The sequence below is a fragment of the Variovorax sp. P2_H12 genome, from assembly GCF_056403395.1.
This window is the reverse complement of the sequence record NZ_JBFUFO010000028.1, coordinates 46,816-60,327: the sequence shown is the minus strand read 5'-3', so window position 1 is coordinate 60,327 and position 13,512 is coordinate 46,816. Positions and strand designations below refer to the sequence as shown.

General features: G+C 66.2%; 13 protein-coding genes. 8 read left to right on the top strand and 5 right to left on the bottom strand.

The genetic code is table 11. The features are described 5' to 3' along the window. Position 1 precedes the first annotated feature (1 nt). The 5 genes from AC1DYK_RS21775 to AC1DYK_RS21755 are packed head-to-tail and all read left to right on the top strand — an operon-like array spanning position 2 to position 4,007. Positions 2 to 715, top strand: a complete 714-nt coding sequence (locus AC1DYK_RS21775; protein WP_478168209.1) for an ABC transporter ATP-binding protein — start codon at positions 2 to 4, stop codon at positions 713 to 715. Positions 716 to 736: 21 nt separating this feature from the next. Then, positions 737 to 1,312, top strand: coding sequence for a MarR family winged helix-turn-helix transcriptional regulator (locus AC1DYK_RS21770; RefSeq protein WP_478168208.1), 576 nt, complete (start codon positions 737 to 739; stop codon positions 1,310 to 1,312). After that, positions 1,302 to 2,258, top strand: coding sequence for a PDR/VanB family oxidoreductase (locus AC1DYK_RS21765; RefSeq protein ID WP_478168207.1), 957 nt, complete (start codon positions 1,302 to 1,304; stop codon positions 2,256 to 2,258). Before AC1DYK_RS21770 ends, AC1DYK_RS21765 begins: the two co-directional genes overlap by 11 nt. Positions 2,259 to 2,289: 31 nt before the next feature. After that, on the top strand, positions 2,290 to 3,387 hold the full coding sequence (locus tag AC1DYK_RS21760) for a Rieske 2Fe-2S domain-containing protein (protein ID WP_478168206.1): 1,098 nt from the start codon (positions 2,290 to 2,292) through the stop codon (positions 3,385 to 3,387). A gap of 50 nt (positions 3,388 to 3,437) precedes the next feature. Beyond that, complete coding sequence (locus AC1DYK_RS21755) at positions 3,438 to 4,007, top strand: MarR family winged helix-turn-helix transcriptional regulator (protein WP_478156166.1); 570 nt, start codon at positions 3,438 to 3,440, stop codon at positions 4,005 to 4,007. A gap of 407 nt (positions 4,008 to 4,414) precedes the next feature. On the opposite strand, the gene AC1DYK_RS21750 is transcribed toward AC1DYK_RS21755, so the two are convergent. Beyond that, positions 4,415 to 5,341 carry an alpha/beta hydrolase gene (locus AC1DYK_RS21750; protein WP_478168205.1) on the bottom strand — a complete coding sequence of 309 codons (927 nt, stop codon included), beginning with the start codon at positions 5,339 to 5,341 and terminating at the stop codon, positions 4,415 to 4,417. Positions 5,342 to 5,348: 7 nt separating this feature from the next. Then, positions 5,349 to 6,257 carry a ferritin family protein gene (locus AC1DYK_RS21745; RefSeq protein ID WP_478168204.1) on the bottom strand — a complete coding sequence of 303 codons (909 nt, stop codon included), beginning with the start codon at positions 6,255 to 6,257 and terminating at the stop codon, positions 5,349 to 5,351. A gap of 41 nt (positions 6,258 to 6,298) precedes the next feature. Here AC1DYK_RS21745 and AC1DYK_RS21740 point away from each other — a divergent pair, with 41 nt between their 5' ends. Beyond that, positions 6,299 to 7,342 carry a LysR family transcriptional regulator gene (locus AC1DYK_RS21740; RefSeq protein ID WP_478168203.1) on the top strand — a complete coding sequence of 348 codons (1,044 nt, stop codon included), beginning with the start codon at positions 6,299 to 6,301 and terminating at the stop codon, positions 7,340 to 7,342. Between the two features lie 160 nt (positions 7,343 to 7,502). Further along, positions 7,503 to 8,474 carry a Bug family tripartite tricarboxylate transporter substrate binding protein gene (locus AC1DYK_RS21735; RefSeq protein WP_478168202.1) on the top strand — a complete coding sequence of 324 codons (972 nt, stop codon included), beginning with the start codon at positions 7,503 to 7,505 and terminating at the stop codon, positions 8,472 to 8,474. A 44-nt stretch (positions 8,475 to 8,518) separates the two neighbouring features. Here AC1DYK_RS21735 and AC1DYK_RS21730 read toward each other — a convergent pair whose 3' ends face one another. Together AC1DYK_RS21730 and ytfE are read right to left on the bottom strand one after the other, a co-directional pair. Beyond that, positions 8,519 to 10,801: a nitric-oxide reductase large subunit gene (locus AC1DYK_RS21730; RefSeq protein WP_478168201.1), complete on the bottom strand. Its 2,283-nt coding sequence runs from the start codon at positions 10,799 to 10,801 to the stop codon at positions 8,519 to 8,521. 16 nt (positions 10,802 to 10,817) lie between these two features. Beyond that, positions 10,818 to 11,495 (bottom strand): iron-sulfur cluster repair protein YtfE, encoded by a 678-nt coding sequence (ytfE, locus tag AC1DYK_RS21725; RefSeq protein ID WP_478168200.1) that lies wholly within the window; start codon positions 11,493 to 11,495, stop codon positions 10,818 to 10,820. Positions 11,496 to 11,640: 145 nt separating this feature from the next. Between ytfE and norR the strand changes: the two genes are divergently transcribed. After that, positions 11,641 to 13,197: a nitric oxide reductase transcriptional regulator NorR gene (norR, locus tag AC1DYK_RS21720; protein ID WP_478092370.1), complete on the top strand. Its 1,557-nt coding sequence runs from the start codon at positions 11,641 to 11,643 to the stop codon at positions 13,195 to 13,197. Positions 13,198 to 13,227: 30 nt separating this feature from the next. Here the strand turns inward: norR and AC1DYK_RS21715 are convergent, their stop codons facing one another. After that, on the bottom strand, positions 13,228 to 13,512 hold the full coding sequence (locus tag AC1DYK_RS21715; protein ID WP_478168199.1) for a GIY-YIG nuclease family protein: 285 nt from the start codon (positions 13,510 to 13,512) through the stop codon (positions 13,228 to 13,230).

Sequence of the window (13,512 nt, the reverse complement as noted above, 5' to 3'; positions counted from 1 at the left end):
CATGGCGACATCGATGCTCAAGCTCGAGGGCGTGGTGGCGGGTTACGGTCCCACCACCGTATTGAACGGCCTGTCCTTCGAAATGGCGGAACAGGCGCGCCTGGCGATGGTCGGGCGCAACGGCGTGGGCAAGACCACGGCGCTGCGAGCCATCATGGGCCTGGTGCCGCTTCGCAGTGGCCGGATCACGTTCCGCGGGGATGACATTTCGGCGCTTGCGCCGCACCAGCGTGCGGACCTCGGCCTGGGCTACGTGCCTCAGACACGGGACATCTTTCCATCGCTGACCGTCGAGGAAAACCTGTTGGCCGGCCTCAAGCGGCGGCCGCGCGGGGCGCTGGACGAGGCCTACGCCCTGTTTCCGCGGCTCGCCGAGCGTCGGCGCAACGGAGGCACCCAGCTGTCGGGTGGCGAGCAGCAGATGCTTTCGGTCGCCCGGGCCCTGCTCGGCCGGCCCTCGCTGCTTCTGCTCGACGAGCCCCTGGAGGGCCTCGCGCCGCTGATCCGGCAGGAGTTGCTGCGAGCCTTCAGCAATCTGAGCCGGGAGACCGGCATTGCCGTCGTCATCGTCGAGCAGCAGGTGGACGAGGCGCTGGGTTACGCGGAGCGTGCGCTCATCCTGGACCACGGGACGGTGGTGCACAACGCCGACGCCGCATCGCTGCTGGCCGACCCGGAGACGCTCGAGCGCTGGGTCGGCATGGCCGTGCACTGAGCGGCTGCCGAGCGTTGCAACATGACCGATCGCACACTCCACACCGTCGCTGCGCCTCAGGCAAGCGCTGCGCCGCGCACGGTGAACCTGGAGCGCTACGTTCCCGCCTATCTGACCTGGATCGCCAACAAGCTGTCGCGCGGAGCCTCGCAGCACTACCTCGGGACCTTCAACGTCGGCATCGAGACCTGGCGTTGTCTCGTCTTGCTGGCGACCGAGGGTGCGATCTCGGCGCAGCAGGTGTCGGCCGTCATCGGAATGGACAAGGGCTCGGTCAGCCGCTGCTTCAAGAGCATGCAGGAAAGCGGGCTGATTCGCACCGAGCTCGGCGGTGCCGACGGCCGGCTTCGCCTCGCGGCGCTCACGTCCAAGGGGCGCCACCTGCACGACCAGATGATGGGCATGGCATTGGATCGCGAGCGCGCCTTCCTGTCGGTCCTGGAAGACAACGAAGTGGAGGTGCTGCTCGGATTGCTGCGCCGCCTTCACGCGAACCTGCCGGCGGTGGAAGTCTCCACGCAGGACTACGTGCGCACGCGATTCACAGGGCAGCCGGCCGACTGCGGCCAAGAGGCGATGAAACACCATGACGAATGAACTGATGGTTCGTGTAGCTCGGCGAGTCGAAGAGGCAGACGGCATCTGCAGTTTCGAACTCGTGCCGGTCGACGGGGACGTGTTGCCCGCTTTCTCGGCCGGCGCGCACATCGACGTCCACGTGGCGCCTTCGCTGATACGCCAGTATTCCCTCAGCAACGATCCTTCGGAGCGGAATCGCTATCGCATTGCGGTGTTGCGCGAGGCGCAGTCACGTGGCGGATCAGCCGGCATGCACGAGCGGGTGCAGCCCGGCGACCTCCTGCGCGTGAGTTCGCCGCGCAACCACTTCCCCTTGACAGAGGCTCCGCGAACCCTGCTGCTGGCAGGCGGTATCGGGGTGACGCCGATCCTGGCAATGGCCCGCGCCCTGCACGCCCACGACAGGCCTTTCGAGATGCACTACTGCGGCCGTTCCGCGAACCGGATGGCCTTTCTCGATGAGATCGGGGCGGCAGGCTTCGCGAGCCGCGTGGCGCTCCATGCGGACGACATTCCCGAGCAGAGATTCGATGCGCAGCGCGTGCTGGCCAACCCTTCCGATGGCACCCACCTCTACGTGTGCGGACCGACCGGCTTCATGGACCATGTGCTGGAGACCGCCAGGCGGCAGGGCTGGCCCGAAGGGCAACTGCATCGCGAATACTTCGCCGGCGTTGACACCGCATTGGCAACCGACGAGAGCTTCGAGGTTCGCGTTGCAAGCACCGGCCTGAGCTGCCGGGTGCCGGCCGGCAAGACCGTGATCGAGGTGCTGGTGGCGCACGGCGTGGAAGTGCCGACGTCCTGTGAAGCCGGCGTTTGCGGGACCTGCCTGACGCGCGTGTTGGAAGGCACCCCCGATCACCGCGACACCTTCCTGACCGATTCCGAGCGCGCGGCGAACGACCAGTTCACGCCATGTTGTTCGCGAGCCCTGTCCCCGCTCCTGGTGCTCGACCTTTGAATTGCCACTCTTCCCCCCAAGGAGAATCTGAATGACCACGACCTGCATTCCCATCAAGAACGTGACCAAGAACGCCGATGCCAGTCGCTTTCTACTCGACCAGTGGTATGTGGCAGGCTTCTCGTCCGAACTCACGGACAAACCCATTGCCCGGACCTTCCTGAACCAGAAGGTGGTCCTCTTCCGCACGGGTGATGGGCAGGTCGCGGCGCTGGAAGACCGCTGCTGCCACCGTTCGCTGCCGCTGTCGTGCGGGACCGTCGAAGGCGCTGGCGTGCGCTGCGGCTACCACGGCCTCCTGTACGCACCGAACGGGCAATGCATCGAAATTCCCGGCCAGGAGCGCATCCCGTCCAAGGCCAGGGTCAAGGCCTACCACGTGGTCGAGAAGAACCAGATCATCTGGATCTGGATGCCCCGGGATGAAGCCGCCATGCCGGTGCGCCCAGCGCCGGACTATCCGTTCCATGACGACCCTCGCTTCAAGTTCGGCAGCGGCAACTACCACTACAAGTCACCCTGGCAGCTGATCCACGACAACCTGCTCGACCTGAGCCACCTGGGCTATGTCCACCTGCAGACCATCGGCGGTGACGCCAAACTGCACATGAACGCACCCATGAAGGTGTCATCCGAAGGCGAGCAGGTCAAGGTGGTGCGCCTGATGCCCAATTCGTCGCCACCGCCGACCTACCGCGCCGCCTGGCCCTTCGGCGAGAAATGCGAGCGCTGGCAGGAGATCGAGTTCGATCTCACCCACCTGCGCATCTGGACCGGTGCCGTGGAGCCGGGCACCGACGCCATCGACGATCCTAATCGCGGCGGCTTCCACATGCGCGGCTTTCACGGCATCACCCCGGAAACCGACGAGACCTGCCACTACTTCTGGAGCATGGCCAGCACCAAGCACCCGGACATGCCGGAGAACATCGACGCCGTCGTTCAACAGACGGCTTTCACGTTCGACGAGGACCGCGCCGTCATCGAGGCGCAATACCGGAACATGCTGGAGTTCGGCGAGAGGGCGACCTGGACGGACATCCACGTCGATGCGGGCGCGAACAGGGCGAGGCGCATCGTCGCCGAGTTGCTCAAGAAGCAGGCCGCAGCGGGCGCGATCGAAGCCTGACGGCTTCCCGGGGCGGCTACAGTGGCGCCAGCAACTCCAGTCCTCATTCGATGCCTCGTACCAAGACCACTTCCGCGCGCAAGACCCCTTCCAAGGCAGCAAGGGGCGACGTTGTCGATCTGGACAACTACGCGCCCGCCTATCTCAGCTGGATCGCCAACAAGCTGTCGAGCGGGGCCTCGCAGGCCTATCTTGCCGCGTTCGATGTCGGGATCGAGAGCTGGCGCGTCCTGGTGCTGCTCGCGATCGAAGGGTCCATCTCGGCGCAGAAGGCCTGCGGCATCATCGGCATGGACAAGGCCTCGATGAGCCGCTGTTTCAAGAGCATGCAGGCGCGCGGCTTCATCGAACTCGCGCTGGATCCGCAGGACGGACGGGCGCGAATCGCCACGCTCACGCCGTCCGGCCGCGCCATCCACGACCAGATTCGCGACATCGCGATGGAGCGCGAGCGCGCCTTCATGTCGGTACTGACGGTGGCCGAGCGCAAGGTTCTTCTCGACCTTCTGCGCCGTCTGCATGAGAATTTGCCGGCCGTCGAGGCCGCGACGCGCGATCATCTCGGTCGACATCACCCCCATGCGTTGCGGCGCCGCGGTGCCAAGGGGACCGGGTCTTGAACGCCTTGGTGGCCGCCGGGGGCTGCCAGGCTGCAACGTCTCAACAATCGGGGGGATGCCACGCATCGCACGAAGCGGCACAGTGAGCGGGTTGTGTTCGCGGGAGGAGCGTATGGATTCGATTGTGTCGCTGGGTGTCGTCGCGATTGCCGTGGCGGGTGGATGGCTCTGGGAGATCGTCGCCCACCGTGAGTCCAGCCGGCTCGATCGAAAGCTCCAGCGTCAGCTCCGACAGTCCGCAGACACGATTCGGGAATCGACACTCCAATAGGATTTTCTGGCACGGTGCGCAGGCAACCAGTCCTCCAAGCCGTTCCCTGCACGACGTCAAGATTCGCTTGCCGCGCTCTTCGGCCTGCCGGACCTGGGAGGGTCCGGCGGAGCAATAACGTTTCGCTGAATCGCTGTCACATCGTGAGTTGGGGTCGACGATCTTCGCAGCAGGCTACGAAGAAGTCGAGGATCTGCTCGCCCAGCATTTGCTCCCCGCTGTTGAAGTGCGCCATGACGGAAACGTGGTTGTGGTCCGCGATCGTCATGTGGCGCGGCGCGACCCGCCGTGCCACGGCGACGCGATAGGCGAATTCGGTCGCATAGACGTCGAGCAGCGGGTTCTCGTATTGCGCATTGACGACGAACACCGGCAGCGCGAGGTGCGCCGCATGCGCCATGGGCGCCAGGGCCGGGTAGCGGGTCGCGTCGTCGCCGAAATACGCCCGCACGCCGGCCGCGTTGGGATTCTCCGGCAAGGAGTCGGCGTGCAGCCGGGCGGACACCAGCACCAGGCAGCACAGGTTGCGCCGCAGAGGAGCCAACGACGGATCGCAGGCCAAGGTCGCCGCGTGGGTGCCGCCGGCAGAATGGCCGATCAGACAGATGCTGCGCGGATCGCCGCCAAAGCCGCAAATGTGCTCGGACACCCAGGCGCAGGCTGCGGCGACGTCCAGGGCGCCTTGCGGATGCGGCGCCTCCGGCGCCAGTCTGTATTCGACATTGACGCCCACGCAACCCTGGCGGGCGAACCAGATCAGCACGTTGGCGTACATGGCCTCGTTGATGTCCTTGGCGCCACGCACGAAAGCGCCCCCGTGCACGAAGACCACCACGGGCGCGTCGCGCGCGGAGGCCGGACGATAGAGGTCCAGCCGCTGGCGTGGATGGAGTCCGTAGGAGATCTCGCGCGTGACGGCGACCCCATCGCGCGGCGCCGCCATCAGCAGGGGCAGGTAGGCGGCCTTGACCCGGTCGCCCGCGCTGCGGATGTCCTGCTGCCACACCGGGCCGACCTCGCGCAGCAGTTCGTCGATGGCGTCGGGCCGGGAGATCGCGCGCATGGCGCTCTCAGTGCACGACACTGTCGATTTCAGGGATGGCCGGGATCTCGACGCCGTACACGCCGATGTCCTCGCGAATCTTGTTCACGCCCCTGCGGATGATGCCGATCTCTTCATCGGGATGCGTCGCGCCGAGGCCGTAGTCGGCGGCCAGTGCCCGGCTGTGGCCGGAGCGCGCGCGCTCGGCGTCCGGCAGGTTGACGACGGCATACACGCCGTTGAGCAGGCTGCCGCGCAGCTTCTTCGCGACCTTCAGGCCGATCAGGTGCTTTTCCTCGGAGGACAACTCGCTGAAGAAGCGCCGCATGATGATGCGGCCGAACTGGATGTGGCGGGCCTCGTCACGCAGGATCAGCCGGCAGACCTCGCGGATCGAGTCGAAGCGGGCGTTCTCGTAGCGCGCCTGTAGCAGGTCGCCGGACAGCTGCTCGAACAGCGTGTTGACCGAGAGGCCGGCGAAGAAGCTCATGGCCTTCTCGTCCGACTCGTCGTGGAAGCGCGGGATGATGTCCTTGAAGTAGTCCGATCGCGGCATGGGCTCGTATTCGGCGAGGCCATCGGCGATGCGGAAGCTGGCCTCGTGGTGCCGGAACTCTTCGGCGATGAAGTTGGTGATGTGCTGCTTCACCTCGAACGGTTGGTGCAGAAAGATCGCGTCGCGCAGGCGCTCTGCACCGTAGGGGGTTGCGCCATGCTCCATCCAGGCGCGCAAGCTCCACCATTCGGCGCCGGCCTTGCGCACTTCCGGCGGCAGATCGGCCTTCTGGAGGTCGGAATAGTCGATGTCGGTGACTGGGTTCCAGGCCAGATCGCGCGCCTGGGTGCAGAGGCGCCAGACCTCCGGGTACTCGATCTTCGACACGACCGGATAGGGATTGGGAACGGCGGGAATTTCTTCGAGCAGGGACGGCTGCATGGGGGGGAGCTCCTTCGGCGACGGGGGATGCCATTCATGCTATGCGGCTGCTCCTGATACATCCAATACTGTTTAAATGGAGTCGTGATCCGAACTGTGTATATCCAGTCAACCTTCGCAGGCATCGTCATTGCTTTCATATCCAGCATGTCACAACGATTGGTCAGGTCCTCCAGATGATCGAATTCAGGCAACTGCGTCAGTTCGTGGTGGTGGCGGAGGAACTCAACTTCGGCCGTGCGGCGGAAAAGCTGCACATGTCTCAGCCACCACTGAGCGTGGCCATACGCAACCTGGAGGCGCAGGTCGGCACGCTGCTGATCGACCGCAGTCGGCACCATGTGCGCCTGACGCCGGCGGGCAAGGTGTTCCTGAAGGATGCGCACCGCCTGCTGATACAGGCCCATGCGGCGACAGAGCGCGCCCGACGTGCCGCTCAGGGCGCGGAAGGCTCGCTCAGCCTGTCCTTCGTGCCGAGCGCCGCGCTCGACCTGCTGCCGGACATCTTCAAGCGATTTCAACGCGACTACCCGACGGTCCACCTGCAGGTGACCGCGGAGACCACCACCCGGCAGGTGGAAGCCCTGCGGCGCGCCGAGGTCGACCTGGCTCTGGTGGTCGGTCCGCTGCAGGACGTGCCGGACCTTGCCTTTGTCGATCTCCAGGCACAGGGTTTCGTGATTGCCGTTCCTCGCAGCCATGCCCTGGCAAAGCAGCGCTCGGTGAGGATCAAGGCCCTGGCGGCAGAGTCCTTCATCGCCTTTCCGGCGGCCGAAGGAGCAGGGTTCGTGGCCGCGCTTCTCAGTGCTTGCAAGGCCGCGGGCTTCTCGCCAAAAGTCGTCCAGGAAGCCTCCCAGATGCAGGCCGTGCTGACACTGGTCGCCGGTGGTCTGGGCATCGCCCTGGTGCCGGCCTCCATGCGCATGTTGGCGATGAAGGACGTGGCTTTTCTTGATGTGGCTGCAATGCGTACGCCACCGACCTACCAACTGGCCTTCGCTTACAGCCGCACCAACGACAACCCCGTCATCCATTCTTTCCTGTCGGCGGCGAGCAAGGTGGTCTCGCACGCGCGCAAGACCTGAATCGCGACGCTGCCGCTGGACCGTTGGTGATTCGATTCATGTATGGATTCGGTACGCAGTCCGTATTGGACGTCATCAGGCGCCGTTTGCATCATGTCGGCAAAGGCGCCGAGGAGCGCCGCCGGGTATCGCCCCGCATCTGCCAACTGGAGCCCCGATGATGAAATTCATGAAGCCGTTCGCCGCCCCGGTGCTGCTGGCTGCAGTGGTGTTCGCTGTGCCGTCATTCGCGCAGACTTATCCTGCCCGCCCGATCACGCTCGTGGTTCCCTATCCCCCCGGGGGCTCGGCCGACATTCTGGCGCGCACCGTCGGTGAACAGCTGGCGACCCGCCTCGGGCAGCCTGTGATCGTGGAGAACAAGGCTGGTGCCGGCACCGCCATCGGCGCACGTTTCGTCGCCGATGCCAAGCCCGACGGCTACACCCTGCTCATGGGCACCGTCAGTTCACAGGCGATCAATCCGGCCATGAGCAAGGTAGGCTACGACCCGGTCAAGGGTTTTGCGGTCGTCAGTGCGCTGGCTTCGATTCCCTTCGTCCTGGTGGCCAATCCCGCCGCTTCCTACAACAACGTGTCGGAGCTGATCGCCGCTGGCAGGCGCAGCCCCGGCACGATCAGCTTTGCCTCGGCGGGGCCTGGAACCTCCAACCACCTGGCGGGCGAGATGCTCGCGAACGCCGCGCAGATTCAGCTGCTGCACGTGCCGTATCGCGGCAGTGCGCCTGCGCTTGCGGACGTGCTGGCCGGGCATGTCCCCGTGATGTTCGACCTGCAGACCACGGCCATCCCCAATCTCAAGGCCCAGAAGGTCAAGGCGCTGGCCGTCACAGGCCTGCGGCGCAGCCCGTTGCTTCCCGAGGTGCCCACGGTGGCGGAGAGTGGCTTGCCGGGCTTTGAAGTCAGCGCCTGGTTCGGCGTGTTTGCACCCGCTAAGGTCCCGGAGCCGGTCCTCAGGCAGCTGTCCGAGGCCATGGCCGATGTCCTGCAGGCGCCCACCATGGTGCAGCGCCTGCGGGAAATCGGGACGGAACCGGATACCCGCAACGCCGCGCAGTTCGCCAGCTACACGGCCGCGGAAGTCGGCAAGTACGCGCTCATCGTGAAATCAGCGGGCCTCGCTGCGCCCTGAGCGTTGGAGCGGCGCCGCTCAGGCCGCGCCGGACTGCAGACCTCTCAACCTCGGGCCTCGCTCAGACGCCGCTCGGGCCGAGGCAGCGCGGGCGCCTGGCCCAGCAGGCCCAGCACCACCTGCAACGCCATGGCGAGGGCCCCGACGATGAACACCACGTCGCCGAAGGTGCGCACCCAGCGCAGCGTCTGCAGCAGCGGTTGCTGCATGAATTCCTCGCTGCGCGCGTACCACAGGCCATGGCTGACGCTGGCGTGGAACTGGATGATGCCGATCGGCAGCAGGCTGGTGAAGATCATCAGCACCAGGCCGGTGTTGAGGCCCCAGAAGGCCGTCTTCATGAGGGGTGCGCTGAACGAGTAGTGAGGCCGCAGGTAGCGCAGCACCAGCAGCGTGAAGCCCAGCGCGAGGAAGCCGTAGACCCCGAACAGCGCGGCGTGCGCATGCACCGGCGTGGTGTTCAGGCCCTGGATGTAGTACAGCGACATCGGCGGGTTGATCATGAAGCCGAAGACACCCGCGCCCAGCATGTTCCAGAAGGCAACGGCGACGAAGCACATCAGCGGCCAGCGCAGGTTTTCCATCCAGGGCGCGCGGGTCTTCAGGCGCCAGTTCTCCCAGGCCTCATGGCCCAGCACGATCAGCGGCACCACTTCCAGCGCGGAGAAACTCGCGCCGACCGCCATCACCGGCGTGGTGGTGCCGGCGAAGTACAGGTGATGGAAGGTGCCGGGTATGCCGCCCAGCATGAAGAGCGAGGCCGAGGCCAGGCTGGCCGCCGTGGCCATGCGCACCGAGACCAGGCCGAGGGTGGAGAAGATGAAGGCCAGCGCCGTGGTGGCGAAGACCTCGAAGAAGCCTTCCACCCAGAGGTGCACCACCCACCAGCGCCAGTACTCCATCACCGAGAGGTGGGTGCGCTCGCCGTAGAACAGGCCCGCGCCGTAGAACAGGCCGATGGCACCGACCGAGGCGGTGAGCAGCGCCAGCAGGTTCTTGTCGCCGCCTTTCTTCAGGAGGGCCGGCACGACGCCGCGCAGCATCAGCACCAGCCACAGCAGGATGCCGACGTACTTGCCGATCTGCCACAAGCGTCCCAGGTCCACGTACTCGTAGCCCTGGTGGCCGAGCCAGAAATTCCATTCGGGCGGCATGACCTGCGCGATCGCCAGGTAATTGCCGGTAAAGGAACCCACGACGACGGCGACCAGTGCCCAGAACAAAACGTCCACGCCCAGGCGCTGGAACTTCGGATCCTTGCCGCCGTTGATCAGCGGCGCAAGGAACAGCCCCGCGGTAAGGAAGCCCGTGGCGATCCAGAACAGCGCGGCCTGGATGTGCCAGGTGCGGGTCAGCGCATACGGGAACCAGCGCGAGACGTCGACGCCGTAGAACTGCTGCCCCTCGACCGTGTAGTGCGCGGTGAAGCCGCCGATGAACACCTGGAAGATGAACAGCGCGACGACCAGGAACAGGTACTTGCCCAGTCCCCGCTGCGAGGGCGTGAGGGCGAAGGTGGTGAGCGGGTCGCGCGCACCCGCGGCGGGCAGCGGCTCATCGTGATCGCGCAGGAAGGCCCAGCCCCAGACCAGAAATCCCACCCCCGCCAGCAGCACCACGACGCTGGCGACCGACCACACGATGTTCTCGCTGCTCGGCTGGTTGCCGATCAGCGGCTCGTGCGGCCAGTTGTTGGTGTAGGTGACCTTGTGGCCCGGCCGCTCGGTGGCGGCGGCCCAGGCAGTCCAGAAGAAGAACTGCGTCATCTGCTGGCGCCGTTCGGCGCTGGGCAGCGTGTTTTCCTTCATCGCGAAGTGCTCGCGGCTTTTCTGCAGCGCGGGTGCGTCGGAGAACAGCTGGTCGTAGTAGGCGGCGGTCCGGGCGATGGCCTGTACGCGGCGCTCCGAGAGCTTCAGCACCTGCGCTTCATCGACGCGGTTGGCCCGGTACTCGGCCTTGAGCTGCTCGCGCAGCGCGGCTTGGGTGGGGCCGTCGAGCGCCGTGTAAGCCTTGCCGTGTGCCTGCTGCGCGGCCAGTTCGAGCCAGGCCGTCAGCTCGCGGTGCAGCCAGTCGGCCGTCCAGTCGGGCGCCTGGTAGGCACCGTGGCCCCAGATCGAGCCGAGCTGCATGCCGCCCACCGACTGCCAGGCCGTCTGGCCGTCGAGGATGCCCTCGCGGTCGAACAGCACCTTGCCGTCTTGCGTGGCGACCTGCGCGGGAATCGGCGGCGCCTGCCGGTAGACCTCGGCGCCGTAGTAGCCCAGCAGCGAAAAGGTCACGATCAACACGCCGATCAGCGTGAACCAGAGCTTCTTGTAGGGACCCATGTCGGTCTCTCCTGGGTCAATGCACCACGGCCGGCGCAAAGCGCTCGAACAGGATGTTGTTTTCGGTATGGATGTGCGCCATCAGGTCCTGGCGGAAAGTCCGCAGGTTTGCGTAGAGCGCACGCCAGGTGGTGCAGGCCGCGCGCGGCGGTGTGATGTCATCGGTCAGTTCGGCCAGCCGGCGCAGCGCGGCGCCATGTTCGTCATGCTCCATGCGCATCACCGTGATCGGCGCGGTGGCCCTGGCGCCCAGGCCGCGCGCGATCATCGGGAACAGCACGTCCTCCTCCTTGCGCATGTGGCTCTCCAGTTCCTGCGCCATGGCCACGAGGTGGTCGGCCAGTCCGCGCGGGCAGTCGGCGCGCTCGCCATGCACCTGCTCGACCCTGCGTGCCAGGCGGATCAGCTCGGGCAGCTGCTCGCGATGCACGGCGTGGAAGCGCGCGAGGATGTGGTTGACCAGATCGGTGGCGCTTGCTTCGCCCCAGTCTTGCGCATCGCCGGCCGCAGCGCGGCCTTCCAGCGTGCGCAGTTCCTCGACGATCGGCGCGGCATCGACGCCGGCCGCCTCGGCCGCCGTGCGCAGGGTCTGGTTGCCACCGCAGCAGAAGTCGAATTGGTGTGCATCGAACACGCGCGTGGCGCCCGGGATGCGCCGGGCCAACTGGCCCAGGGATTGGTTCATCAGGTCCATGGAGATCTCCTTGGTGGTGGGAAAGGGTTGCAGGTCCTATGCGAACGGCATGCCAAGAAAAAGTCCTTATGAATCAATGCCTTGAAAAGAAGATGGTACATATAACCCTAATTGAAAATGGTCTCATGTACCATTTAGGGTGTTTATGACCACTGCTGCAACCTCCCTCCTTCTGCTGGCCGATCTGGTGGCCGATCTTCCGGTGGCGGTGCGCCTGCAACGGCTGGTGGGCAGCCTGCGCGCGCACTTCGGGTGCGGGGCCGTGGCGTTGCTCAAACTGGAAGAGGAGCACCTGCGTCCGCTGGCCGTGGATGGACTGGTCAGCGACGCGCTCGGGCGCCGCTTCGCCGTCAAGGACCATCCGCGCCTCGCGGCCATCCTGCAGCGGCGCGGCGTCACCTGCTTCCATCACGACAGCGTGCTGCCCGATCCCTACGACGGCCTGATCGCCGAGCGCGCCGGCGAGCCGATGCCGGTGCACGACTGCATGGGCATGGCGCTCGACGTGGAGGGCGAGCGCTGGGGTGTGATCACGCTGGACGCACTGGAGGTCGGTGCTTTCGATGCGCAGGCCCAGCGCGATCTGGGGGAGCTCGCTTGCGCCGTCGAAGCCGCGGTGCGCGTCACCCGCCTTGAAGCCGAGATCCGCGGCTTGCGCTTGTCGGGGGGCGCCTTGCCTGCCGATGCGCATGCGCCACGCGAGGACAGCGACGTCGTGGGCCAGAGCGAAGCCATCACGCAGTTGTTGCACGAGTTGCAGGTGGTCGCCGACTCCGAGCTTCCAGTGCTGCTGCTGGGTGAAACCGGCGTGGGCAAGGAACTCTTCGCTCACCGGCTGCATCGACTGTCGCGGCGCGCCGGCAAGCCTCTGGTGCATGTCAATTGCGCGGCATTGCCGGAGTCGCTGGCGGAGAGCGAACTGTTCGGTCATGCGCGTGGCGCGTTTTCCGGCGCGGTGAGCGACCGGCCCGGCCGCTTCGAAGCGGCCGAGGGCGGCACGCTGTTTCTCGACGAGGTGGGCGAGTTGCCGCTGTCGATCCAGGCCAAGCTCCTGCGTACCTTGCAGAACGGCGAGATCCAGCGCCTGGGCGCGGACCGGCCGCGACGCGTGAACGTGCGCGTGATCGCCGCGACCAACCGGAGTCTGCGCGACCACGTGCGCGACGGATCGTTTCGGGCCGACCTGTACCACCGGTTGTCCGTCTATCCGATCCCGATTCCTCCACTGCGCGAGCGCGGCAATGACGTGCTGCTGCTGGCCGGTCGCTTCCTGGAACTCAACCGTGCACGCCTGGGCCTGCGCAGCCTGCGCTTGTCCATCGAGGCCGAGGACGCGCTGCGCCACTACCGCTGGCCCGGCAACGTGCGCGAACTGGAGCACGTGATCAGCCGTGCCGCGCTGAAAGCCGTGAGCCGGGGCGCGGATCGCACGGACATCGTGACTCTGGAGGCGGACATGCTGGATCTCGATGCCTTGGAAATGCCCGCCAGCGCAGGCGCACCTTTGCCTGTGGAGGCTGCGGGCGGTGCGGCCGCTTCACGCCTCGCCAGCATGCACCAGGTCGTGGAGGCCAGTCAGCGCGAGGCGATCAGGCAGGCCCTGGCCCTGCACGATGACAACTGGGCCGCAGCCGCGCGTCAGCTGGAACTGGATGCCAGCAACCTGCACAAGCTGGCGCGGCGCTTGGGGCTCAAGGCATAGGGCGAGGTGGCTGCGCGGGAATCGAGACGCTCAGGGGCACGCCTCGGCGTCGAAGAAGCCCAGCTTCCTGGCGCGCGGCAGTGCCTTGAGCCTGAGCTCCGCTCGCAATGCATCTCCCTTGCTGGGGTATTCGCGGGCCGCCAGCACCCGCACTGGAGGCCGCGCGCGCGTGAATTTGGCGCCCAGTCCGAAGACATGCTGAAAGAAGCGCTGCTCCACGTCGAGCGCGATCCCCGCGTAGTACGCGCCGTCCTTGCATTCCAGGAGGTAGAGCCAGTAGGGCTTGGGTGGCGGGTCGGGCAGGGTTCGAGGCAC